Source organism: Nonomuraea helvata, from assembly GCF_039535785.1.
Lineage (GTDB): Bacteria > Actinomycetota > Actinomycetes > Streptosporangiales > Streptosporangiaceae > Nonomuraea > Nonomuraea helvata.
In genome coordinates, this window is sequence record NZ_BAAAXV010000004.1 from 13,233 (window position 1) to 35,653 (window position 22,421).

General features: G+C 70.8%; 30 protein-coding genes. 12 read left to right on the forward strand and 18 right to left on the reverse strand.

The window, feature by feature from the left end; all coding sequences use genetic code 11:
• Window positions 1–127: 127 nt before the first annotated feature.
• From ABD830_RS19180 to ABD830_RS19195, 4 genes are all read right to left on the reverse strand, one after another.
• The gene (locus ABD830_RS19180; RefSeq protein ID WP_344988906.1) at window positions 128–889 is read right to left on the reverse strand and encodes a hypothetical protein; all 762 of its coding nucleotides are present in this window, start codon (window positions 887–889) and stop codon (window positions 128–130) included.
• 212 nt (window positions 890–1,101) lie between these two features.
• Entirely contained in the window at window positions 1,102–1,338 is a 237-nt protein-coding gene (locus tag ABD830_RS19185) for a hypothetical protein (RefSeq protein WP_344988908.1), read from the reverse strand.
• 439 nt (window positions 1,339–1,777) lie between these two features.
• On the reverse strand, window positions 1,778–2,119 hold the full coding sequence (locus ABD830_RS19190) for a hypothetical protein (protein WP_344988910.1): 342 nt from the start codon (window positions 2,117–2,119) through the stop codon (window positions 1,778–1,780).
• Window positions 2,116–2,478, reverse strand: coding sequence for a hypothetical protein (locus ABD830_RS19195; RefSeq protein WP_344988912.1), 363 nt, complete (start codon window positions 2,476–2,478; stop codon window positions 2,116–2,118). The genes ABD830_RS19190 and ABD830_RS19195 overlap by 4 nt, the downstream gene beginning before the upstream one ends.
• A 93-nt stretch (window positions 2,479–2,571) precedes the next feature.
• On the opposite strand from ABD830_RS19195, the gene ABD830_RS19200 reads away from it, so the two are divergent.
• On the forward strand, window positions 2,572–3,813 hold the full coding sequence (locus ABD830_RS19200; protein WP_344988914.1) for an NsdA family TPR-like regulatory protein: 1,242 nt from the start codon (window positions 2,572–2,574) through the stop codon (window positions 3,811–3,813).
• Between the two features lie 31 nt (window positions 3,814–3,844).
• On the opposite strand, the gene ABD830_RS19205 is transcribed toward ABD830_RS19200, so the two are convergent.
• The 3 genes from ABD830_RS19205 to ABD830_RS19215 form a co-directional block, all read right to left on the reverse strand.
• The gene (locus ABD830_RS19205; RefSeq protein ID WP_344988916.1) at window positions 3,845–4,135 is read right to left on the reverse strand and encodes a GntR family transcriptional regulator; all 291 of its coding nucleotides are present in this window, start codon (window positions 4,133–4,135) and stop codon (window positions 3,845–3,847) included.
• 383 nt (window positions 4,136–4,518) lie between these two features.
• Window positions 4,519–4,767 carry a hypothetical protein gene (locus ABD830_RS19210; protein WP_344988918.1) on the reverse strand — a complete coding sequence of 83 codons (249 nt, stop codon included), beginning with the start codon at window positions 4,765–4,767 and terminating at the stop codon, window positions 4,519–4,521.
• A complete protein-coding gene (locus ABD830_RS19215; RefSeq protein ID WP_344988920.1) occupies window positions 4,764–5,102 on the reverse strand; it encodes a DUF6247 family protein in 339 nt (112 codons plus the stop codon). The genes ABD830_RS19210 and ABD830_RS19215 overlap by 4 nt, the downstream gene beginning before the upstream one ends.
• A 26-nt stretch (window positions 5,103–5,128) precedes the next feature.
• On the opposite strand from ABD830_RS19215, the gene ABD830_RS19220 reads away from it, so the two are divergent.
• On the forward strand, window positions 5,129–5,353 hold the full coding sequence (locus tag ABD830_RS19220; protein WP_344988923.1) for a hypothetical protein: 225 nt from the start codon (window positions 5,129–5,131) through the stop codon (window positions 5,351–5,353).
• Window positions 5,354–5,425: 72 nt separating this feature from the next.
• On the opposite strand, the gene ABD830_RS19225 is transcribed toward ABD830_RS19220, so the two are convergent.
• The 4 genes from ABD830_RS19225 to ABD830_RS19240 form a co-directional block, all read right to left on the reverse strand.
• A complete protein-coding gene (locus ABD830_RS19225; protein ID WP_344988925.1) occupies window positions 5,426–5,707 on the reverse strand; it encodes a hypothetical protein in 282 nt (93 codons plus the stop codon).
• Window positions 5,707–6,891 (reverse strand): hypothetical protein, encoded by a 1,185-nt coding sequence (locus ABD830_RS19230; RefSeq protein ID WP_344988927.1) that lies wholly within the window; start codon window positions 6,889–6,891, stop codon window positions 5,707–5,709. The genes ABD830_RS19225 and ABD830_RS19230 overlap by 1 nt, the downstream gene beginning before the upstream one ends.
• A 147-nt stretch (window positions 6,892–7,038) precedes the next feature.
• Window positions 7,039–7,623, reverse strand: a complete 585-nt coding sequence (locus tag ABD830_RS19235) for a hypothetical protein (RefSeq protein ID WP_344988929.1) — start codon at window positions 7,621–7,623, stop codon at window positions 7,039–7,041.
• Window positions 7,624–7,773: 150 nt separating this feature from the next.
• Window positions 7,774–8,637: a hypothetical protein gene (locus tag ABD830_RS19240; RefSeq protein WP_344988931.1), complete on the reverse strand. Its 864-nt coding sequence runs from the start codon at window positions 8,635–8,637 to the stop codon at window positions 7,774–7,776.
• Between the two features lie 253 nt (window positions 8,638–8,890).
• Here ABD830_RS19240 and ABD830_RS19245 point away from each other — a divergent pair, with 253 nt between their 5' ends.
• A complete protein-coding gene (locus tag ABD830_RS19245; RefSeq protein ID WP_344988933.1) occupies window positions 8,891–9,166 on the forward strand; it encodes a hypothetical protein in 276 nt (91 codons plus the stop codon).
• A 380-nt stretch (window positions 9,167–9,546) separates the two neighbouring features.
• Here the strand turns inward: ABD830_RS19245 and ABD830_RS19250 are convergent, their stop codons facing one another.
• Complete coding sequence (locus ABD830_RS19250; RefSeq protein ID WP_344988934.1) at window positions 9,547–9,873, reverse strand: hypothetical protein; 327 nt, start codon at window positions 9,871–9,873, stop codon at window positions 9,547–9,549.
• A gap of 109 nt (window positions 9,874–9,982) precedes the next feature.
• Here ABD830_RS19250 and ABD830_RS19255 point away from each other — a divergent pair, with 109 nt between their 5' ends.
• Both ABD830_RS19255 and ABD830_RS19260 read left to right on the forward strand, forming a co-directional pair.
• The gene (locus ABD830_RS19255; protein WP_344988935.1) at window positions 9,983–10,735 is read left to right on the forward strand and encodes a hypothetical protein; all 753 of its coding nucleotides are present in this window, start codon (window positions 9,983–9,985) and stop codon (window positions 10,733–10,735) included.
• Window positions 10,736–10,838: 103 nt separating this feature from the next.
• Complete coding sequence (locus tag ABD830_RS19260) at window positions 10,839–11,555, forward strand: hypothetical protein (protein ID WP_344988936.1); 717 nt, start codon at window positions 10,839–10,841, stop codon at window positions 11,553–11,555.
• A gap of 171 nt (window positions 11,556–11,726) precedes the next feature.
• Here ABD830_RS19260 and ABD830_RS19265 read toward each other — a convergent pair whose 3' ends face one another.
• Together ABD830_RS19265 and ABD830_RS19270 are read right to left on the reverse strand one after the other, a co-directional pair.
• Window positions 11,727–12,179: a hypothetical protein gene (locus ABD830_RS19265; protein WP_344988937.1), complete on the reverse strand. Its 453-nt coding sequence runs from the start codon at window positions 12,177–12,179 to the stop codon at window positions 11,727–11,729.
• 191 nt (window positions 12,180–12,370) lie between these two features.
• Entirely contained in the window at window positions 12,371–13,750 is a 1,380-nt protein-coding gene (locus ABD830_RS19270; protein WP_344988939.1) for an NsdA family TPR-like regulatory protein, read from the reverse strand.
• 194 nt (window positions 13,751–13,944) lie between these two features.
• Between ABD830_RS19270 and ABD830_RS19275 the strand changes: the two genes are divergently transcribed.
• The 4 genes from ABD830_RS19275 to ABD830_RS19290 are packed head-to-tail and all read left to right on the forward strand — an operon-like array spanning window position 13,945 to window position 17,886.
• Window positions 13,945–15,099, forward strand: a complete 1,155-nt coding sequence (locus ABD830_RS19275) for a glycosyltransferase family protein (RefSeq protein ID WP_344988940.1) — start codon at window positions 13,945–13,947, stop codon at window positions 15,097–15,099.
• On the forward strand, window positions 15,096–15,791 hold the full coding sequence (locus ABD830_RS19280; RefSeq protein ID WP_344988941.1) for a hypothetical protein: 696 nt from the start codon (window positions 15,096–15,098) through the stop codon (window positions 15,789–15,791). The genes ABD830_RS19275 and ABD830_RS19280 overlap by 4 nt, the downstream gene beginning before the upstream one ends.
• Entirely contained in the window at window positions 15,788–17,032 is a 1,245-nt protein-coding gene (locus ABD830_RS19285) for a glycosyltransferase family protein (protein ID WP_344988942.1), read from the forward strand. The genes ABD830_RS19280 and ABD830_RS19285 overlap by 4 nt, the downstream gene beginning before the upstream one ends.
• Window positions 17,033–17,040: 8 nt before the next feature.
• Window positions 17,041–17,886, forward strand: coding sequence for a hypothetical protein (locus tag ABD830_RS19290; protein WP_344988944.1), 846 nt, complete (start codon window positions 17,041–17,043; stop codon window positions 17,884–17,886).
• Window positions 17,887–17,909: 23 nt separating this feature from the next.
• On the opposite strand, the gene ABD830_RS19295 is transcribed toward ABD830_RS19290, so the two are convergent.
• The gene (locus ABD830_RS19295; protein WP_344988946.1) at window positions 17,910–18,422 is read right to left on the reverse strand and encodes a P-loop nucleotide/nucleoside kinase family protein; all 513 of its coding nucleotides are present in this window, start codon (window positions 18,420–18,422) and stop codon (window positions 17,910–17,912) included.
• A 123-nt stretch (window positions 18,423–18,545) separates the two neighbouring features.
• Between ABD830_RS19295 and ABD830_RS19300 the strand changes: the two genes are divergently transcribed.
• From ABD830_RS19300 to ABD830_RS19310, 3 genes are all read left to right on the forward strand, one after another.
• Complete coding sequence (locus ABD830_RS19300) at window positions 18,546–19,454, forward strand: FkbM family methyltransferase (protein WP_344988947.1); 909 nt, start codon at window positions 18,546–18,548, stop codon at window positions 19,452–19,454.
• Window positions 19,455–19,727: 273 nt separating this feature from the next.
• Complete coding sequence (locus ABD830_RS19305; protein ID WP_344988987.1) at window positions 19,728–20,132, forward strand: Rid family hydrolase; 405 nt, start codon at window positions 19,728–19,730, stop codon at window positions 20,130–20,132.
• A gap of 31 nt (window positions 20,133–20,163) precedes the next feature.
• The gene (locus tag ABD830_RS19310) at window positions 20,164–20,328 is read left to right on the forward strand and encodes a hypothetical protein (RefSeq protein ID WP_344988949.1); all 165 of its coding nucleotides are present in this window, start codon (window positions 20,164–20,166) and stop codon (window positions 20,326–20,328) included.
• A gap of 4 nt (window positions 20,329–20,332) precedes the next feature.
• Here the strand turns inward: ABD830_RS19310 and ABD830_RS19315 are convergent, their stop codons facing one another.
• The 3 genes from ABD830_RS19315 to ABD830_RS19325 all read right to left on the reverse strand — a co-directional run bounded on the left by ABD830_RS19315 (window position 20,333) and on the right by ABD830_RS19325 (window position 22,377).
• Window positions 20,333–21,115 (reverse strand): DUF4326 domain-containing protein, encoded by a 783-nt coding sequence (locus ABD830_RS19315; protein ID WP_344988951.1) that lies wholly within the window; start codon window positions 21,113–21,115, stop codon window positions 20,333–20,335.
• The gene (locus tag ABD830_RS19320) at window positions 21,112–22,053 is read right to left on the reverse strand and encodes a phosphoadenosine phosphosulfate reductase domain-containing protein (protein ID WP_344988953.1); all 942 of its coding nucleotides are present in this window, start codon (window positions 22,051–22,053) and stop codon (window positions 21,112–21,114) included. Before ABD830_RS19320 ends, ABD830_RS19315 begins: the two co-directional genes overlap by 4 nt.
• Window positions 22,054–22,218: 165 nt before the next feature.
• A complete protein-coding gene (locus tag ABD830_RS19325) occupies window positions 22,219–22,377 on the reverse strand; it encodes a hypothetical protein (RefSeq protein ID WP_344988955.1) in 159 nt (52 codons plus the stop codon).
• Window positions 22,378–22,421: the final 44 nt, after the last annotated feature.

The following is a 22,421-nucleotide window of genomic DNA, read 5'->3' on the forward strand; positions in this document are numbered from 1 at the left end:
CACGTCTCCGGCGTGTCGCCGAAAAGTTGCCCTCCGTGCGAACCTGCGCACTCGCCCTCAAACATGCCGAGGGCGCGAACCGTACGGCCCGCGCCCTCGCGCCCCCGGGCTGGTCAGCCCTGCCTGATCACTCGTCGTCCTCCTCCGGTCCTTCGCTGTCGAGCTCGGGAGCCTTGAACCGTTTCTCACACAACCCGCAGATCAGCGGCCCGTCCTCCAGGGCCTTGGGGGTGAGCTGAATGCGCCGTGGCGGGGTGCATCCGCACTCAGCGGGAACGCGCCGGCCGCTACGTCGCCGCTTGGTCGTGCCCGTCCCAGGCGTGCTCACCGGGGATACCTCCCCGCCCTCCTCGCCGAGGTCGATTCCGGTGCCCGTGACGACCACGCTGTTCAGCAGCTCGTCCAGGTCCACGAGGTAAGCCAGAGCGGCCGCGTCCATCTCCTCAATCGTTGGCGCGTAAGCCGCCGCGGTGGCGTCCTCCAGCGTGCAGGCGGAGAACCCGATGCCGGTGTCGGGCTTGTCCGGCGGGGTCAGGCCAAGCTCACGAGCCAGGTCCACGAAACGCTTGTTGTGGTAGCGGCCCTCCCGGGAGGTGTCTTTGATCGTGCGGGCGTGAGCGAGAGCGTGCACCGCCTCGTGAAGGAGCGTTTGCAGGGTGCGGCGGCCGCCCTTCGCAAACAGCTCTCCGGCGATGAAGAGCTCAGGCTGGCGCCCGCTGCCGTCGGCCAGGACCCATCGCTCTGGCCAGTGATGGCCCCAGCGGTCACCACCGCGTTGCCCGGACGTCCCGGTGATCATCACGACGTCGGGCACCTGAGGATGGCGAGCCTGAATGTCGGTCCACGCCTTCTCCAAGGCTGCGATGATCTTTGAGCCGTGGTCCGTCACGCGCCCCTCCTTTTGACGTGTACATGGCAACTCTATCGGAGGGCGAGCCGTTGAGCAGGGATGTTCGTGCAAACGGCTCGCCCGGCGGGTCAGGTAGTGATCGTGTGGGAGCAGTCCAGGCAGACGAGGGTGTTCTCCTCTATGCCGGGCTCTACGTTGGCCGAGGCGCACTCGGGGCACCACAAGGCGTTCATCGGAGGTCCTCCAGGAGATCAGGCGGGGATGGCGGATGCGGCGGCCGCCGCGGTGGTGCGGGCCTCGGTCTCGGCGCACACCTTGTGGCACGGGCGGCCGTCGTCGTCGACCAGGAAGGCGGGGTTCCTGCAGATACGGCAGGGCCGGCGCTGACCGCCACCCCAGTGGGAGATGCCGTCATCGCCCGACCAGTCGAGCCCGTCGCCGGTGCTCCTGGCCTTGCTTGCGCTGGTGCGGGTCCGCCGTCGAGCCATCTCGCGCCCTCGTTCTTCCTGATCGACAAAGGGTCAGGTGCCGTGACGACCGGGGGCGGGTGGTCTGAGGGTGGCGATCTTCTCCCCCCATTCCCCCCTCCCGGTGGCAAGAGATCGGGGTCGCCGCAAAGCGACGAGGCGGTCAAGGGATCAAGAGCCAAGATGCTTGAGGCTGATCGCGTAGCGACCCGAAGGGATGCCCGAAGGGCAGTCAGGCTCGGGGATCTTGGGTCCCCTTGACCGGGGAGGAGTGGCGGCTATCCTCGATCGCCACCGTGAGGGGGGAAGGAAAACACGGGCCCGGCTTGCCGGGCTCCTCTGATGCTCTTCGGCTTTTCGCTCTTGCTCTTCACCGTGCTGCCCGTGACCCCGGGAGGGTCCTCTCTTGCACACTCACCCCTCCGCGAGCTGCGCGGGGATCGTCCCGGGGTCACGGGGGTCAGACTGGCGGGCCCGATCTCGGCCGTACCGCTGGGATGTGGGCGGCGTTCGGTTCGAGGTGGGGATGGGCCCGCCAGAGATCACATTCGACCTGTTGCATGGCGCGGGTCAGCTCGGCGACGTCGGCCGCCTCCACGCGCTCGCACCGGTCGGGGTTACGGCATTCGTAGGCGGTGAACGCCTGCCAGTACGGCCCCCACAGCACCAACCACCCCGGCGAGGTCGCCGTGAGCTGGGCGGCCTCGCCGTGGCGGTCGGTCCTGGTGTCCACCCCGGGCGGCGGCGTCGATCCGCCATGGTGAGGCGTCCCCGCCCGGGCCCTACGCCGGCGGGTGGTCATACGGGCTCCCCTGTACGCGGCTGCTCAGCCTCGGCGCCGCGCTCAGCGCGGGCCATGCGTGCCTTGTGGATCTCGGCGTAGTCGAGCGCGAGGCGGACCGCAGCGGCCTCGGGCACGTAGGCGAGCACTAGCAGGGGCGTTCCTCGGCTGCTCAGGCGCGGGCTCGTCCACCAGATCATCCGCCCGTCCGTCCACGCCACCAGGCCGCGAGACAGCGACACAGCCACCTCCGGCACGAACGGCACAACGAAGGCGGGCACGTCGAGCGCCTCCAGCGCGGCGCGCAACCGCTCGGCGGCCGCTGTCGGCGGCAGGCTTTCGACGGCGCAACGAATGTGATCGGTGCGAGGAGAGCTCACAGACTCATCAGATCGGCGGGCGGGGCGTACGGGGAGGGGAGAGACTGGGATACGAGCGGATATCCCCCCTGTCCAGCAGGCAATCGAGGTCTCATGGAAGATCAGGAACGCCCCGCCTGGGCGGCCCGGCTCCAGGCCGAACGTCGAGCCCGGCTCTGGGGCATTAAGACCATGGCCGCTCAGCTCGCGGCGGCCGCCGACGCGCGCACGCGCGCCACGCTCCCCCATCGGACCAGCCTCGCGCGCTACGTGCGCTGGTGGGAGAAGGGCGAGCACGCCCCCGGCGAGCTGTACCGGGCGCTGTACGCCCGCGCCTTCGGCATCGCCGAGAGCGAGCTGTTCGCCGTCGACCAACCGCACCCCGCTCCCCCGGCCTCGCCGCTGGTCGAGCTGCCGCCGGTCGGTGACGTGCTGGCCCGGGTCAGCACGCACGTCGGCCGCCGGGTCGGCGCCGACACCGTGGCGACGCTGGCGGCCCGGGTGCACGCCCTTCGCTTGGCGGACGACGTGCTCGCCGGCGGCGACCTCATCGGCCCCGCCTTCCGCGAGCTCGACGCCGCGGTGACGGTCTACCGACGCGGCGGCCACACCGAGCGGGTTGGGCGCGAGCTGCTCGCGCTCATCGGGGAGTTCGCCCAGATCGCGGGCTGGATCGCCAGCGATGCCGGGGACGTCGACCGCGCGGCCGCCACCTACCGCCTGGGTATCAGCGCGGCCCGCGAGGCGGGCGCCGTGCTGCTGGAGTCGAACATCGTCGGCTCCCTCGCCTACCAGATCACCAACGGCGGCGACCTGGCCGAGGGCATGCGCATGGCGCGGGCCTCCGTCGACGCAACGGCCTCGGTGCCCTCGGGGCGGGCCCGCGCGCTCGCCTTCGACCGGCTGGCCTGGGCCACGGCCCGGGCGGGCGACAGCCAAGCCAGCATGCGCGCGCTGGGCGACGCCTCGGCCGCGCTCGACCAGGCGACCGCCGACGAACCCGCAATCTTCTACTGGGTCGACGCCGGCGAGCTGCAGGTCATGGAGGCGCGGGTGTACACCGAACTGCGGCGGCCGCTGCGGGCGATCCCACTGCTGACCGACGTTCTCGGCCGATACGACGCCGCCCACACGCGCGAGCTCGCGCTGTACCTGTCGTGGCTGGCGGTCGCCCTGGTCGACGCGGGCGAGCCGGAAGAGGCGGCGGCCGCCGCACACCGGATGCTTGATCTGTCGGCCGACATGCCCAGCGAGCGCACCGCGGCGCGGGCCCGGGAGGTGGTTTCACGGCTGGCCGTGCATCGCGGGGTGCCTGAAGTGGCCGCGCTGCTCGACCGCCACCAGGCGGCGAGCTGACCGCGCCGGGGGTGCGGCGCAGCGCCGGGGCTCACTGGCCCTTGGCCTGCTCCTGCGCGCGCTCATGGGCGCGCTCGGTGACGAACGTTCCGCGTCCCTGCACCGCCTCGATCAGCCCGGCCTCGCGCAACAGGCCGAGTGCCTTGCGCACGCTGTCGCGGCCGAGGCCGTGCTCCTCCATGAGGACCTTCTCCGTGGGGATGGCCCGGCCTGACCGCAGCTGTCCAGAGGCGATCTGATCACGCAGGATCACCGCGAGCTGCCGATAGACCGGCATGGCGGCGTCGTGATCCACCTTCGCGGTCTCGCGCTCCTCGGTCATGACCATGGACCGTAGATGTCCGCCCACGAGGTCCTTCGCTCGCCTACGACCGCAAACAACTGCAGACATTTACCAACCACAGGGCTACGCTCGGGAAACGTGAACAGGCTTGCCGGTGATCTCCACTACGCGCACCCGTCCCCCAGGGCGGGCGCGCGGGCGATCGGATGGGGCGGGCCCGGTTGCGAGGTTCCGCGAGAGCGCTTGGTCGAGTGGACCTGTTCTTGCCTGCCGGTCCGCTATGAGCTCATCTCTGGTGCTGGGGCGATGTGGATTCGCCGTATCGAGGGCGACCAGGTGCGCGAGACGCACCGCACGGTGGCCGCGATCGTCCGCGAGATGTGGGCTGACCTGCTCGACGGCCGCGCCGCGTAAGGCGGGGGTCAGCCCGCCCAGACCACCTCATAAACCGAGACGGTGCGGCGGGGCCGGTCGACGTAGAACGCGGCGATGCCGAAGTCTCCGAACTCGACCTCCCGGTAGTTCGGATCGCCTCGCTGTCCGGCGCTGGAGTTCTTGAACGGGTCTTCGCCGACGCGGGCCAGGGCGTCGATGAGGGAGACGAACGCGTTCTCGGGCAGGCCGACAATGGCGGCTGATCCGGTCGCGTGGAAGATCACGCGATAGTTCACGCAGCGCCCCCGGCGCGCTCGGCGAGGACGTCGGCGAGCGTGCGGCCTGGGAACGGAGTCTCGACCTGGTCGGCCTCCAGCCACGGGCCCCCGGAGCCGGCGCGGGCCTCCTCGGCGCGCTGGTCGTGACCAGGGCGGGAGTACATGATCGCGCGCAGGTGCCAGCGCTTGAGAACCTGCTGCAGCTCGCGGTAGCGCCACGTCTCGTGCGCGGCCGCGACCATGGCGGCGCGGTAGTCGTTCAGGAACGCCTCGCGATGCTGCTGCGGCAACGTGCTCAGGATGTCGTCAGGGTCGTACCCGGGGCCGTGGGGCTCGGCTGGCTGAGCTGACACGGTGCGCCCTCCTGATCGTCTGGTCTGTGCTGATTCAGCCTACTGCTCCCGGGCTTCGACGTCAGGGGCCACGCGTCAGGGCCGAGGCGAGCGTCCAGGCGAAGCGCGACGTCGGCGGGCACCTGCTCGCGGCTGATCCAGCGGGCACCGCACAGGCACACCACGGCGGGGGCGGCTTGGTCGTCGTCGATCAGCGGTACGGCTACGTCGTGCGGGCACAGGGCGGGGTCGGTCATGAGGTGCGACCGTAGCCCCGGCGGGGCCCCGGAACTGGGCGGACGCCGGAATCGGCGGGTTCGTCCGGGGCCTTGGCACCCTTCGGGTCAGCCTGTCCCGAGAGCGGGCGGGCGCCGGCGGGATGGCCGCCGCGTCGGCGGAGTGGCTACCGGGTCGGCGTCGACCCGCTCAGCGTGCACCCGGTACGGCCCGGCGGCGGTCGCGGTGGAGACGTCGAACACGACGCGCACGCCGGGCCCGCGCCGGTTGGCCAGCTCGGCGACGTCCCCGAGCTGCAGCGCGGGGTGGCCACGCAAAGCCGCGAGGACCAGGGCGGCGACCTCGCGCACCCGGTCGGTGTCATCGCCCATGAGCCGGAGTTGCACCATCAGGCGAGCACCTCCCCGGCGTCCGCCCGGTCGAGAGCGCCGCCCTCCACAGTCACGTACGTGACGTGCCGGTCCTCCTGGTCCTCACGGGCGGGCACCGTGGCGGTCACCTCGCGCCGCCGCAGCCGCCCCGCCTCGGTCAGCGTCTCCAGGACGCTGGCGGTCCCCGAGGCCGACCCGTGAATGGTGAGCCGCACCGCATCCTTCAGGGACGGCAGCAGCGTGTTGTCTCGGGACGGGCTCAGCCCCGGGCGGCCGGCGTCTGGGGTGTCGGCCATCCGGCGAAGCAGCAGCCACAACCGGTCGGCCGTCCCCGGCGGCCAGGGCTCGCGCAGACGGCGCGTGGCGGGGTCCAGCTCCCCACGCCACTGCGCAACCCGGTCCCGAACCGTCCCCGGCCATCCGTCCCCGTGCCGCCGCTCCTCCTCTGGTGCGCTGAGCCGCACAGGGGAACCAAGAGCGGCCAGGCGGTCGGTCACCGGGGCGAGCGGGCGGTCGTCCCAGCCGATCAGGCGGCGGCCGTCGAGCACGGCCCGCAGCGCCTCAGCGCCTGCGGCCGCGGGCACCGCGTCGGCGGGTGCGCCGGACGTACGCGGCCCAGCGAGCCGTACGAGCACGTCGAGCAGCCGGGCCCCGGTGCGGTCCACCGCCTGTACCCGGGCGGCCAGCGGCGGCCGTGCCCGCCCGGCCGGAGTCGGTGGGGCCTCGTGCAGGTGCACCCAGACCACCGCCGTGGCGTCGTCGTCCAGGATGCCGCGCGCCCAGGTGGTCAGCACCGCGCGGCGTTCGCGGAGCTTGATCTGTTCGGCGACCAGGAGGGCGATGTGGTTGCAGGCCACGCACCGCGGCCTCTGCCCACGTACGGCGAGGCCCTGCTGACACTGGGCCCCGCAGTCGGCGCACACGCGCTGCGTGGCGGTCGCCCGCCGCTCGGCCGCCGCGAGTTGGCCAGCGGTGGCCCGGGTCGGCGGGCAGTCGGCCACCCCGTACAGCGGGATGTCCATGTCCTTGCCGCGCCAGTCCTGCCCGGCGACGTAGCCGGCCACCGGCCCGCCGACCTCGCGCGGCAGGTCCGCACCGGCGAGCTGGGTCTTGCTGGCTAGGTTCCAGGGCACCTCGGACCACCGCTGGTAGTAAACGGGGTCCGGCGGCGCGGGTGCGCCCTCCGGCTCGTACTCGACCATCTGGGCCTCCGTTCGGCTCTCGGGGATCGCGGTCCCCTGGGGGTGTTCTGTTGCTGCCGACCGTACGCCGCGTGACCGACAATCCGCAACTCGGCATATGGCCGCTGACCAGCAGCTTTCAAGTTTGCAAACTAATGTGACGCGGGCTCAGCCACGCGGGAGCGCCCGGGCGACGGCGGCCCGGAGAACGTCACCGGGGGTGATCACCTCGGCGGCCAGCGACTGGTAGCGCTCAAACAGCGCGCCATCGGCGGGCGTGATCGGCCCGGGGTTGGCGTCCCGCAGGCTGCGAATCTCGACGATCGCAGGCATGCTCACGTGCGCGCACGCCGCTTGCAGCCGCTCGGCGAGCTCGGCGGGCAGGCGCATGGGGATCACCTCCGGCCAGGCGCCGTCCTGGCTGCCTGGCCAGCGCCCGGAGTGCGGCGCGGTCGGCGGGGGCGGTGGCCACGGGTGGTCCCATCCCCTCTCCCTCAGCTCGGCCCGGACCGCGTGCGTCATCAGCACGTCGACCGAGTCGCACAGCTCGCCGCGCTGGCGCAGGCCATGCAGGTGCGAGCGGGCCTGGGCGCGCACCCGGGCGCGCTCGGCGGCCGGCGCGTCCGGCTCGACGGGGAAGAGGTCGGCCAGGATCGCGCGGCGCGTGGCCTTCTCAGCGGCCAGGCGCTCGGCCAGGCGGGCGCGGGTGCCGTAGGCGACGCGGGCCTGAACGGGTGTCACTGCTGCGGGCATGGATCCATCCTGACGGGCGGAAAGTAAGTTTGCAAACTTCAACACCCGGCTCCCGCCGGTGATGGCCCCTGCGCCTGGGCGGGCGGTCGCCGGGCCGGCGGCCGGATGGCCGCCGAGTGGCCCTGACCTCCCCGCCCGGGCTCTCCCGGTTCAGCCTGAGCCGTACATCTGGTGGCACGCGGCGTTGCGAATGGCGAACTCGGGTTTGTTCGGCGGGAACAGCTGATCACACTTCTTGTCCATGATCGTGCCGCCGCTACTGATCGTGCCTGTGCCGGTACTGCCGCCGGGCCGGTCGGAGTCTCCCCCGCTGCGGGGCTTGGTTGTCCTTTTCGGGCGAGGCTTCTCCTGCTGCTGTTCGGCCGCTGGCGGGTCGGGCTCGACCGACATGCGCCGGTCACCTTTGCGGACCTCACTTTCTCCGGCCCGCTCGCGCGGCTTGCGCGTGCTGTGCGGCGTGGGCGGCAGGGCAGTTGTTGGGGCAGGGCTGGCGCTCGGTGTTTTGTCGAGCAAGCTCGTCGTGGTCGGCGTCGGGGTGGCGAAGTACGGCGTCCTCGAGTCGAGCGGCGTCGGCGTGGTCTCGCGGGTTTCGACGTAGCGAAGCGTCGCGACCGGTGCGGGCGTCGGGCTCGCCTGCGCCTCGGTTGGAGCGTCTGGCCAGGCTGCCCAGACGGCCAGGCCCACGGCGGTCGCGAGGATACCGGCGGCCGGGGCGACTGCGCGCCAGTCGACGCGCGAGGTGTCAGGGCCGTACCAAACTGCGCCGTCTTCCTCGTCGTTGTCGGGAGGCGTCGGCGTGGAGTACCGCCGCGGGTACAGCGGCGCGGCCGGCCCGCTGTCGTCGACGGACCTCCCGGCGTCGTCGTGGGATTCCTCGTTGCTCGGGCCGGTGCCTGGGCTCGGCGGCGGGCCTGCGTCGGCAGGCTCGGGCGGCTGGCCCATGCCGTACGGCGCGCGGCGCCACGGCCGGTCTGCCGATGCCGAGAGGGTGGGGTCGTCGTGCTCACCGTGCATGGCGTCTCCCTCGGTCACTCCTGACATGCCCCAGCCTGGCCGAACCGATTCGGGTTCGGAGCGTTACGCGCTATGGCGAGGTGGTTCTGTGACCAGCGGAAACGGTCCAAACCTCCGGAAATGCGGACGGGTCGGCGCAGCCTCTCGGGCGGGCTCAGCGATCAGCTCGGCGGGCCGTACGACGAACGGCTAACCTGCGTTCGGCCGAGACGGCGCGGCCGCTGGCGGGAGGCTCGATCGGAGGAGAGCGCGGATGGATCGCGGAACGCTGCTGGCGGTGCTGGCGGCTACGCCCGCCCCCTCGGGCGGGCTCAACACGGCGGGCCTTGCCGCCTTCCTGCGCTCCTTCTTCGCTCCGCTGTTCCTCGCGGTCGTCTCGGTTGTGGCGCTGGTCTTCCTGTTCACGCGGGAGCTCACGCGCTTTGCTCAGTTCATGTTGCTCGCCATCGCTATTGGCGTGATCTTCTACGTGCCGAACATCATCGAGGTTCTGGCGAAGGGCGTTGCGGGTGCGCTCGGGGTCCGCTGACGGGGTGGGCAGGCGAGAGCCTTCGGCCCTCCGGGGCCCCTCCTCCACCGGTGGCCCGCCGGACTCCCGCCTTCCCCACGTCGGCGCGAGGTGATCACGCCGTTGTGGCGGAGCATACAGTAACCATTCGGACACCGCTGGTGATTTTCGGAGTCCCAAGCGCCCCACCTCCCAGGCTTGCATATTCATGCAATGGGGCTGCATAAACGGACCCCAAAGCGGCATAAATGGGACGTTCTTCCGCAGGGAACAAGGCATCCAAATCGACTCGGCGCATTTCCGCTGGTCAGAGCCTTGATCGCGAAATCCTAGACCGGACAGAATCAGTGCACTGTAGCGTTACTGATCAGTAGGGCACTGTCGGCGGTGTGGTCCCGGCGCTACTCGGCGGGGCGGGACGGCCTGAGCATGTCGACACGGCTCACGGTGATGAGCAGCCGATGCACGGGCGCCCCGCCGGTCTCAGTGAGATGGCGCTCAGCTGAGGGGCAGTGCTCGTCAGCGATGAAGTTGATGCCCAGCATCGTGGTGTAGGGGCGGGCGGCCATCCAGGCCCCGGCCGCGTGCAGCAGATCCGACTCTTCCCCGCCGGTGAACACCACCACGTCTTCTAGGCGTTCCTCCTGCTCGACGGGCCCGTGATACGTGGTCACCTGCTCCCGGTCACTGGGCAGGATCCGGCGGTTAGCGTCCTCATCTCGTGCCACGATCACCACAGTAACCCGCCCAATCGGGGCTGACGAGCGTCGGAATGAGCGTCCCGCCAGGGGGACCCGGTGCCGAATGCGTCCGTGATGGGCGGGGATGACCGGGTGTATGGGGCGTCACCCGCAGGAGGAGCCAGGCCGGGCAGGCTCCGCGCTGAACGTAGATCAGGCCCGCGCGCTGACCGTGCAGATCCGCGAGGCTATCGCCGCCGTGCAGCAGGCCGGGGCTGTGCTGGCTGAGCGGGTCCACCGAGCCCACGAGGGCCGGATCTGGCGCCCGCTGGGCTACCCCTCGTGGGGTGAGTACGCCGCCGCCGAGTTTGGTATAAGCCGGGCACAGGCGTACCGGCTGGTCGACATCGCCGCCACCGCCGGGAAGCTGGTGGAGGTGGCCACGGCCATGGCCGGCACGTCTCCCGTGGGAGACACTCTGGGCCTGTCCGGGCGAGCGTTGCGCGATGTCCGCGACCGGGTGGACCAGGTCGCGGCGGCGCTGGCACGCCTCGTTGGCCAGGTCCGTGCTGCCGACGAGCTGACGGGGGACGACGTCGCCGAGCTACTGCGCCGGGCCGTGGCCGAGGTGCGTGCTATGCCTCCGGAGCCGCCACCGCTGCCACCGGCGGCACCGGGTGAGTCCGCCCACGTTCGTGAGGGGCGGAGGATGATCGAGGAGCTGTACGCGGGTGCGGCCGAGCTCGGGCTGATGTGCCTGGAGATCGCTCCCGGTTATCTGTCGGACGCGGACGCCGTCATAGCGCTGGAGGTGTTCGCCGAGGAGGTCGGCCTGGACCTGGACGGCGTCCTGGCCCACCGGCGGTTCGCGCTAACGGGCGACCGCCGGTGTCTCCGGGGCGTTCTGTAGCGGGGCTGACCCGACAGAACTCAATGCAGCCAAGAATTGCGGTGCGTACGCTGCGATTGACGAAAGGGCTTCCCGCCCTCCCCTGCTCGATGGGAGACCCAGCGTGACGGCTCTAGATGTGGCACCCGAGGTCGCGGCGCTGGTACCTCAGGAGGACCTCGTCATCCTGGAACGTCAGGCGGCTACCACGTTCGAGTGCCTGAGATGCCGTCAGCCAGGGCGGCTCCCCGAAACACCGGCTGCGGTGATCCTTCGCCGTGATGGCGATGTCATGGTTGCGAACCTCGCGCATCGTTCCTGCAGCCGATCGCGAGTTCTGGAGACGCCGGGCCTTGCCCAGGCGGTGACGTCGCCGGCGGCGGGCTCGGAGGCAATCGCGATCGCGGCCATGCTGCCTGCTGGGGAAGCGGGTTTCTTCACTCCGGCTCTCCTGGTGGAGCTGGAGACGACCGTCTCGCACCGCGTCCCGGAGACCGGCGATCGCGTCGATCAGGTGTTGAGCTGGGCACTGGGCCACGGGCTGTGCCTGATGCCGTCGATGGACGTGTTGAGCGAGCCGGTACCGGGATGGGCGGTCGAGATACGGGGTGAACGTGGGTTGCGGGTCGAGTCTCCCGGCGACCCGCTGTACGACGGCGAGCTCACGGTCGTCGATGCCTGGCGGAACGCCGTAGCCCAGCTTAGGGCGTGCTACCTGCTCCTCGGCACGGGCTTGCACCTGCGCGAGGCGCCCACGCCGGAGGACGTTCTGAGGCGGCTGGACCATGCCGCCGAGACGGGTTGGCTTGCCGCCGGTCTCGTGGTCGTCCGGCTGAGCTGACCGGTCAGCCGCTCGCTAGCCGCGCCAATCTTCTCCACTGTGGCGGCGGTGTCGTCGCTGACGAGTAGCCGGGAGATCGGAGGCCTGGCGGCCATGGGCAACTCCTCGGGGCGGGGGTGGGCGCATGCGTGCTGTGCCGGCCGTGTTCGGCTCAGGTAGGCGTGTCGGGCGTCACTTCTCTTGAGTCGGGACATCGGTGGCGCTCACCGGGGCGTCGACCGCCGCCGGGGGCGGGTCGAGCGGGCGCAACATCCACAGCATGAGCGCGAACGCGGCGGGCCGCGCCAGGATCTCGGCCCACGACCCGCCCGCGTCCCAATGCACCACGGCGGCGAGAACGATCACGGCCCAGGTCGCCACCAGTAGACGGCCCGCGCTCTCGCCGCGCCGCCAGGAGTACGCCACCGGGAGCGCCAGCACGGCGGGGGACACTGCGAGCCAGAGCGTTGCCAGCCAGGCGACAAACGGGCCCTGCCCGAGTCCGCGCGGGGAGCTGGCCCACGTCAGGGTGTCGTGAAACGGAAGCGCGATGACGATCACCGCGCCGAGGATGGCGGCGGCCGCCTGGGCGACGACCAGCACGCGCCTGCTCCGGCGGGGCTCGGCTTGGGCGGCGTCGGTCACGAGGGGGCTCCTTCGTCGGCGAGACCTGAGCACGACGGTACGCCGCGGTGGGCGGGGCGGGCTAGCAACGTCGGCGGTCTCGGGCGGGGTCGAGTGCGACCCCAAATCCTTTTGCCGCCAGCATCAGGCTTCGTCGTCCCACAGGTCGTAGCCGTAGGGCTCGCCCCGGGCGGTAGCTTCGTTGGGCACCGTCAAGCGGCGACCCTTGAGGCGACCGGTGCCCGGGCTGCGGCGTCTGCGGCTCGGGAGTGTAGTTCAGCGATCGCGGGCGTGTGATGGCGGTTTGCCGCTGCCAGGAGGGTGTTGAGCCTGGATGCTACGAGAGCTGATTGCATGCCAGCGCTCTCCATGGCCTGGTGGCCGGCAGCGGCGGCCCGCTCAAGCTCGCCCTCGTCGAGCAGGGCAGCAGCCAGGCCAATCCGGTCCATCGTCTGTACCCGGTCGAACCCTGGCCCGCGCAGTCGTAGCGCGGCCTCGAAATGTGGGCTGGCGGGGTGCCCGCGGTGGCCGAGGTTGGTCAGATCGCGGGCGCTGACGGCCCTGGCGCCGGCGTGCTCGGCGGCGTCGAAGTAGGCGACCCAAGCGGGCTTGTCTGCGGCCTGGGCGAGCAGCTCGTCGGCGTGATCGAGATGTCGCGCGGCGTCGGCGGGCTGGCCTAGGCCCGCGTGGACGCGGCCGGTCTGAGAGTGCACGAGCGCCTGTACCGCGACTTGGCCGTCGCGTCGGGCGCGGGTCGCTGCGAGGTCGAGCAGGGCAAGCGCGTCGTGGAGATGACCGAGGTAGATCATCTGATGTGACATGCGGGTGACGATCTCCGCGCCCCGACCGGGGATGCCCGCTTCACCGGCGGCGTAAATGGCGTAGGACCAATACCGCTGCGCGGCGGCGTAGCGGCCGGCGTCGTGGCTGGTCCATCCGGCCAGCGCGGCGAGGTCGGCGGCGGCGGTGAAGACCCTGGCGCGGAGACTGGCGGGGACGCCGTCTTGGATACGGCGGGTGACCTCGGAGAGCTGGCCGATGATCGCGGTGCGGTACAGGGCGCCGCCGTGGGCGGATTCCAGGCGCGCAAAAGCTGCGGTGATCTCTTCGAGGGCTGCGACGGTGGCGGTGTCGAACCCGGCTTGGCGGCGGCTCAGTGGGCGGGCTGTGGTATCGAGCAGGTGCGCGGCGGCGGCGACCAGCGGGGTTCCGACGATGAGTTCAAGGACTTCACGGCGATCGAGCATCAGCAGGTCCATCTGAGTCCACCCGGCCAAGGTCTCTGCGGCCGGTTCTCGCAGTAGCGGTAGTTCGATCGTATCCAGTGGCAAGGGGACGGCCAGCAAGCCGAGATCGCGAGGTGTCAGCGGTCGGCGTAGCGCGTCGGAAAGGACCTCGGCGAGCAGCTCGGGCACCGGCGGGCGGGGCTGCTCCCCGCTCATCCACCGCCGTACCCGCGTGGTGTCGGGGTTGACCTGTGAGTGTCCCCGGCTCTTGGCGAGTGCTCTGACCCTGCGGCCGATCTCGCCCAGAGGCAGACCGGTGGCGTGGACCCACGCTTGCAGTTGAGGGTTCACGGTGTTCTTGGCCATCACATACCCCTCAGCAGCCGGTGACTCAGAGTGATATTTTCGCCAGTTTCCGCGACCTTCACGGTACTGGTTCACGCCCCGGCGCACAGCAGATCCTCAACGCATGGCCAAGCCGCTGGGCGCCCAGGATGATCTCCAACGCCCAGCTCAGTGGCCGCGCGAGCGGCGCGGCCCCGAGCGGAAGGACGCGCGTGATGGGACCGAAGGTGCTGTACCTGCTCAACATCTCCAACCCGGACCGGTTGTCGGCCGATTCGGGCTGGGTGGTGGCTGACGTCCTGCTCCCCGCCCTGACCAACGCGGGCGCCGTGGTGACACTGGGCTCCCCGGCACCGGTGCGTGACACGCGGGTGGGATTCTGGCCGATGCCGGTACCGGCGACCAAGTACCGGGCCCGGTTCGACGGGGACACCGGAGCCCTGGCCGACCTGATCCGGCGCACCACACCTGAGGTGGTGGTGGCCAACCAGATCGAGGCCGCGCCCCAGGTGCGCGCGGCGATGCTGGAAGCCCGATGCGGCGCGACCCTGGCCGGCTACTGCCACTACCTGCCGTTCGGCGTCGAAGAGGGACGGCCGCTGGTGGATCCGCTGATGGATGACGCGGGCCTGGGGCGGCCGGTGATGTGGACGTTTCTGGCGGGCATCGCCGCGCTGGATCGCGTCATGGTGCACTCGCCGATGGCCGCCGCGCTGCTGTCGGCCGCCACGCGCCATGCCGGTCTGGATCTGGGTGACCGGCTGCACGTGGTACCGCCGCCACGAGATCCGGCCCTGGTGGTTGGCGGACGTGTCACGCCGCCCACGGGTGAGTCGGCGGTGGCGGTCTACAACCACCGCTTGTACGCGCACTACGGCACCGAGCACTTCCTTCGCCTGGCCACCGAGTTGGCCTCGCCCGCGTTGCAGGTGACGGTGATGGACCTGTTCGGCAACCGCCGCGCCGCCCGCTCGGCTCTGGACACCAGCCCCGAGCGGTTCCGCGATGCGCTCGGGGCGCTACCCAACGTCCAGGTCGCCTCTGATGGAGGCGACCGAGACGCCTACCGCCGGGTCCTGGCCGGTGCGCATCTGGGGATCGCCCCCTACCGGGCCGCGTGCCCCTGGTCAATGTCGGTGATCGATTGCCAAGCCATGGGCCTGCCGGTGATCTCTCCTCGTCTGGGCTGGATGGCCGAGCACATCCACCCTGAGCTCCTCTTCGACAGCTCGGCCGAGGCCGTGAAGATCACGGATCAGCTCGTTACGGACCCGCTCTTCTACACCCGCCACAGCGAGTACGCCCGCGCCTGCACCGAGGTACTGAGCCCCGCCCTGATCGCCGCCCGCTACCTGGAGGCCGTGACGTGAGGGACGCGGTGCTGCTGTCCTTCGACGAGCCGCTGGCCGCCGTGCTGCACGAGCGCGCCGAACGGGTGCTGGGTCGGCCCGTCAAGCGCCTGCACGGAGTCCGGGGCATGCGCCGCGCCTACCACCTGTGCGCCCGCCTCGTCGACACTGAGACGTTCTTCCTGCTCGATGGTGACTTCGAGATCGATGAACGGTTCGATGCCGAGGCTGCGGCGCCGCTGGGCGCCGGAGTGGCCATACGCGTATGGCAGGCGGTCAACCCGGTCAACGGCCTGACCTACGGCTACGGCGGCCTGAAACTGATCCGCGCCGCGGCCTTGCTTGAACTGGGACAGGCCGTGGATGTGCTGGCGGCCCTGCCCGGCAAGGCGGAGTTCAGCCCCGCCGTCGCCGGCGTCACCCGCTTCAATCAGAGCCCGTTCCATGCGTGGAAGGCGGGGTTCCGGGAGTGCGCCATGCTGGCGCGCGGCTGTGAGTACGGCTCCTCCCCTGAAGGTGCCAGGATGCGGCTGAAGGCGTGGACCAGCGGCGGCCACGGCAACGGTAGAGGCGGCGAGTTCGCGGTCTGGGCCCAGCGCGGCGCGGTCGACGGCATCGCGTTCGCGGCACAGGCCGGCAGCGATCCCACGCATTTCGCCGGGCTCAACGATCCGCTCTGGCTACGCCACCGGTTCGAGGCGGTGGAACTGTGACGGCGGCGCCGTTGCTGCTGGTGGAACGCAACGCCCATCGCGTCGCCGGGCACCATCACGCCGCGCTGATCGCCCTGGCCCGGCAGGCGCGAGCCGAGGGACGACAGGTGGTGGTGGCCGCGCCCGGCGGCATCACCGCCGACACCGGACAGGCGGTAGAAGCCGCCGGCGCCGTGATCGTGACCGGTGCCGGGGGCGAGCCGGTCGGCGCGGTGCTGCTGGGCGCTGGGCTGCTGCTGTCCGGGCTGTCGCACGTCGCAGTACGCCTGACGGCATCACGGCGATGGCCGCGGCCGATCCGCCGATGGCCGCACCAGCTCATGTTGGCCTCGCGGTGCCTGGCCGAGGCTGCGGCACTGCGCGCCGGGGCCGGAGCATGCGTGCGCGCCCGGCCGGTGGCGTTGGTGCTGACTGCCGCCGAAGGGCTGCACACCCTGACCGGCGCGTTGTCGGGGGTCGCCCACCTGAGGTTCGTCCACGAGGTCGACACCACCGAGGACGGCCTGTTGCGTCTGCTGGGCGCCGCCGCTCGTCGGCACAGCCCCGCCGTGATAGCGCTGTGCCCGACCGCATCCGTGCAGGCCGAGATCCGTGCCCGGTTCCCGTACCTGGACACCCGCATCGTCGCCTTCGCGCTGGCCGACCCCGACGCCTACATCTGCGACGCCGAACGCGCCGCCGCCCGGTCACAGCTCGGTGTCGCAGACGGCGAGCGGGTGCTGTGCCTGGTCGGCGGCTGGTGGGCGCACAAGGACATCGCCACCGTCGAACGCGCCCTGACGCTGGCGACACGGCCGCTGCACCTGCTCGCCGCCGGATCACCCATGAACACCACCGTGTTGCAGCGCATCAACGCCCTGCCTCACGTCATGCTGCACGTCCAGCACCGGGAACTGCCGGCGGCGCACCTGCGCGCGGTCTACGCGGCCTCCGACGCCGCGATCGTCGCCCGCACCCCCACCGCTGGCAAGGAAAGCGGCCTGGTCGCCGACGCCGCCAACCACGGCGTTGCCCTCCTGGTCTCCACTCCCGATGCCGACCTGGCCGCCCGCCTGCGCGGCCGGCCATGGGCGCGGGTGCTGCGGGTCGGCGACGCCGCCGAGTTGGCCGCCGCGCTGGACGGCCCGCTTCCGGCCCGGCCACAGCCGGGAGCGGCGGTCGAGCTCGGCCTGATGAGTCCTGCCGCGGCTCTGGCCCGGTTCGCGGCCATCGCCCACGACATCACCGAGAGGACGCGATGATCCCTGTCATGCCCCCGCTCGTCGCCGTGATCGGCCCGGTCGAGCCCGAACTCCTGGCCGCCTTCACCGCGCACTACCAGCGCTTGGGCATCACCGCCTTCCACCTGGCCTTCCACTTTCCCGACCATGTGCCGTCCTCGGTCAAAACTCCACTGCTGAAGGCCGCCGCCGCGTTGAACGGCCCGCCGCCGATCCTCAGTGAAGGCCCCTGGCACGAGCACCTGCACGCCCAGCTCCGCGACGAGCTGCGCGCCGCCGCCGGGAACGGCTGGCATCTGATCGCCGACTCCGATGAGTTCCACGCCTACCCGGCGCCGCTCCCCGAGATGATCGCTGCCGCCCAAGCCGCAGGCACCCTCACCGTCGGTGGCGTGCTGCTCGACCGCGTCACCGCGGACGGCTCGCTGGCCACCTGGGACCCTGCGATCGGTCTGGACGTCTCCTATCCGCTCGGCGGGTTTCTCACCGGACTGTTGCTGGGCGGCGACCCGCGCAAGATCGTGCTGGCTGACTCTCGCGTCGATCTTGCACTCGGCTCCCACCGCAGCCCCGGCCATAAACCGGTCAACACGCCGGTCCCGGTCCACCACTTCAAATGGCGGCGCGGCATCGAGCAGGACTTGCAGCGGCGCATCACCCTGCACACCGCTGGCACCTGGCGTGAGATCGGCCCGGCGATCCGCACCGAGGCCGCCCGCCTCCTGGAGCACCTTCAGGCCCACGGGGAACGCATCCACACCGCCGGACCGATTCCCTTCTACCCGGTCGACCTCGCCACGACGCCGCCGTGGTGGCCGCACGCGTGCGCTGACCTGCTGGACCGGTGGCGCCCGCCCGGGTCAGGACCGTCTTGAACGGCAGACGCGTGCGCCCGCGCTCACCATCCGGACGGGGCTTCGGCGCCCTCGTCCTCGCCCGGGGGCTCGAACCGGGCGTAAAAGTCGTTCAATGCCTCCGGCGTCACCGTCAAGGCGTCGGCGTCCTCGCGCAGATTGCGTTCGGCCAGGCGCCGCAGCAGCTCGCGACGAGGCACGTCGAAGTACACCAGCCGCCACCGGCCCCCCGCCTGCTCGACCAGCTTCTTCCACTCCTCACGGTCACGCCGCAGCCACAGCCCATGGTCAACAACGACGTCCCTCCCGGCCTCCACCAGCTCAACCAGGCGCTCACGAACCTCCGCGACCGCCGGCGCCTCCCGGGCGAAGTACTCCTGCTCGGGGTAGTCCACGCCATAGCGGCCGTGATGCTGGTAGACGAGCTCATCCACCGACAGCCGCAGCGCCCCGGCCGGCTCCAAAACCTGCCGAGCATAGGTGGTCTTGCCCGAACCGGTCAGCCCGACCAGCAAGTACACCACCGGCCGGACATCACCGGCTCTCGGCCTGCGCATCTGTGCCACAACCTGCCCTCTCGTCGATCCCTCGGCCTGACGCTGCGCTGTCTTGTGCCCAGCTTGCCAGTGTCCGGCCCTGGTGCCGCGCGTGCACAGCCCCCACCTGAACGGAGCTCTATCGTGATCTCAACTCCCATGCTCAGCGCTCTACGCGCCTACGTCCGGCATGCTCCCGGCCGCCTGGGCAAAGCGGCACTGGTAGAGCGGACGCTGGATCGGGTCCTTGAGCAGCGCCCCGTCACCATCACTGCCCGGACCCGGTTCGGCGCCGTCTTCCCCCTCACCACCAGCGATCTCATCCAGCGCTACGTGTACCTGTTCGGAGTCTGGGAACCTCACCTGACCGCGTGGCTGTGCCACCGGTTGCGCCCTGGCGATACCTTCATCGACGTCGGCGCGAACATCGGCTACTTCACCGTGCTCGCCTCCCGCCTGGTCGGCCCCGCCGGACACGTCGTCGCCGTCGAAGCTTGCCCACAGTTCCACCAGGCGCTGACCCAGAACCTGAGCGCCAACGGGTGCGGCAACGTCCGCAGCGTCAACACCGCCGTCTACGACACCGCCACGCGCCTGACCCTCTACCTTGAGGACGCGGCCAACCTCGGGGCCACCACCATCATCCGCCCCCACACCGCGCAATCATCCTTCGCGATCCAAGCGCGAACGCTGCCACAGATCCTCACCGACACCGAACTCACTCAGGCCCGCCTGATCAAGATCGACGTAGAGGGAGCCGAAGGCGCGGCCGTACGCGGACTGACCCCACTACTCGACCGGCTCCGGCCCGACGCCGAACTCATCATCGAGGTCACCCCCCGACGGCTGGCCAAGCTCGGACACAGCATCAACGACATCCTTCAGCCCCTACTCGCCCACGGCTTCCACCTCTACCGCCTGGCCAACGACTACACCGCCTCCAGTTACCCCGCCGCTCTGCGCAGACCAGCCGTACCCACACGCTGGCATCAGCCGATCCTCGAAATGAGCGACCTGGTCTTCTCGCGCATCGACGCCGACTCACTGACCTGAGATGCCAGCGGCCGACTAGCTGACCACGTCGGTCGAACTCGGTCTGGCTCTCGAACTGCTGCGGCTGGAGCTAGCCAACTGGCCGCCAGGTGCCTCGGCCATGCAGGTGGTCATGGCCGAGACCACCGCCATCGACACTGGCCGGGCGGAACTCTGCCTCCGATTCCGGCCCCATCTCCGAGGCAGCCGGCGCGGGCACCCGCCCGCGCACCGCAGTCGATCACAGACGCCCTGGCCGCAGTCCGCGGCTGGGGCCCAAGGAAGGGACGCGTGATGGTTCAGGCAAGGTGCGTGCGCGAGGAGACGAGGGTCTTCTCGGGCGGCGTCTGGGAGGACCGGTACGGCTACGCCAGGGCGGTGGTGGCAGGGCCGAGGGTGGTGGTCTCCGGGTGCACGGCCACGGTCGACGGTGAGGTACAGCATGAGGGCGACGCCTACCTGCAAGCCATGACGGCCTTCGGCATCGCGCTCGACGCGGTCGAGGCGGCTGGCCTGACCAGGGAGGACGTGGTCATGGTGCGCTACTACGTGGTGGATGACAGCCACTACGACGCGGTCGGCGCGGCGCTTTCGGAGGTGCTCGGGCATGTCAGGCCGGCGTGTACGGGCGTCCAGGTGGCGGGGCTGATCGACAAGCGGATGCTGATCGAGATCGAGATCGAGGCGTTTCAGGCATGACAGACACAGCATCGACGACATCCTTCAGCCCTTGCTCGCACACGGTTTCCACCTCTACCGCCTGCCGAACGACTACACCGCCTCCAGCTACCCCGCCGCCCTGCACAGACCGGTTATGCCCGCACGCTGGCGCCAGCCGATCACGGAGATGAGCGATCTGGTCTTCTCCCGCATGGACGCCGACACACTGACCTAGCAATCTACGTACGGCGTCGGCGGTCTTGGGTGGGATCGAGCGCGACCCCGAACCCCTTGCGGCTGTTGAGCACCTCGACCACGTCACCGGTGCGGTAGTAACGGCGCGCTCCCCGATCCTCGTGGGCGGCGCGTTCGTCGATCGCCGCGCGGTACTGCGTGACGCTCTTGCCGTCGACGCCCAACAGCTTGGCGATCGCGCCGAGGGTGCGCATTGCGTCGGGGTCGCCGGGCACCTGGTAGCGGGCGGGCGCGTGCGCCGCCTCCCACTCGGTCAGGAAGGTGTCGAGCTCGCTCTCCTCGTACTCCTCGTACGGCGTGCCCTTCCCCGTGCGCGGTCTGGTGCCCTTCGGCGCGGGGAACCCGGGCGCGGCCGCGAGGTGGTTGCGGACCGCCGTCTCTGCGCGGCCGACCTTCGCCGCCCACTCCCCCAACGTCACCAACGCCATGGGGCCCATTGTCCCGGAGCCGGCGGCCGCGCTGTACGGCGCGGGCTCGGCGAGCACGTCGAGCCAGATGTCCCCGTGGCACTCCTCCCCCGGGCGGCACCAGCACGCCAGGTCGAGCCCGGCGAGCTCGCGCCGGGCCTGCTCGACCAACTCGGGGTGCTCGGCCAGATGGCACCGGAAGAGCCGCAACGCCTCGGCGCGGCCGTGCTGCTTCACGGCGAACGGGTTGCGGAACGGGCTGCCCTTCAGCCCCGGGCAGGCCCGGCCGATGTAGGCCGCGCCTGCGGGAACGCGGCCGTGGTAGAGGTCTCCCTCGACCCGCACGCGGCGGGGCCTCACGCTGCCCACTCCTCAACGGTACGCACCGGGCGCCGCGTGGCGGCCTCGGCGATGATCTCGGCCATTGACAGGTCCTGGCGGAACCGGTGACCGGTCGCGGCCTCGGCCTCCGCGTAGAGCGCCGCCAACTCCGGTTGGAGCTGCGCGGCCAGGATCAGCGCTGACCGCGAGGCCAGGACGCAGAAAACGCAGCTCAGGCGGGGCATTCCCAGGAGGTACGCCATGTGCGGCCTGGTGCCCGCCTGCCCGATGCGTTCCCAGACCTGCGCGGTGGTCCAGCCGTGGATCGGGAGCCAGGTGTCGACGTGCCGCAGGGAGTTGGACGCCCCGTGGCCGGTCTTGAGGCGCTTGGGCACCTTGCCGCCTGCGGCAAGGATGGCGGCGGCCGCCACTGTCCGGGTCCGGCACTGCTCACAGGAACAGGTCTTGCTCCCGTCGTGCGAGAAGGCGAGCAGGCGACGGCGGGCGGGCGACTCCTGGGCCCGCATGCCCATCACGTTCAGCAGCCGCACGCGGCCGCTGATCCCCTCCTCTCGGACCTCGCGCACCAGACGAGTCATCAGGGTACGGACGGGCCCGCGCTTGAAGTCGCTGGTGCACCAACGGTTCTGCGAATCGGGGAACATTCCGCGTTCCTTGATCCGCTCCAAGAGGTTGCTGCCGTTGCGCCGCACGACCTCGAACCGCAGGTTGTAGTGAGCCGCGTGCTCGGCGGCCAGCTCGCGCACGCCCGGCCACTCCATCGGGCCGAGGTCGGCATGCACGGCCACGAGGCGGTCAGCGACGGCGGCCGCCTTCGCCGCCTTCACCACGGCGTCGAGCGCGGCTTGAGAGTCCTTTCCGGCCGAAATGTTGATCAGAATGCGGTGATAGCTCGCCAGGTCCGGCGGTGCGTCCAAGAGGTCGAGTTCGGGCAGGTCGAGCGTGAGCTGATCCATGATGGGGCCTCGTTCGCGGGTGGTCTCGGCTGTCCGGGCCGAGGCGGTTACTCGAGTACGTGGGTACGGCGGGAGAGGGCCGCGTCCACGGCGGCGGCGGGGCTCGATGCCCCGCCGCCGTCGCGCAGGCGCCGCGGCGGCGCCGGCGGGCTCGCCCGCGGGGGCTTAGAAGGGGTTGGCTTCCGCGATTTCCTCGCGGGAGGCGTTGCGAAGGGCCGCGTCCAGCACGGCGCGGGCTCGTGCCGCCGCCTTCGGGTCGCTGGTCGGGGCGTCGCGCTCCTGCTCGGCTTTCCGGATCTTCTCTACCTGAGACTTGCGCAGCATCTCCGTGGTGTCCTTTCGATCTTTGCGGGTGGTGCGGGGGCGGG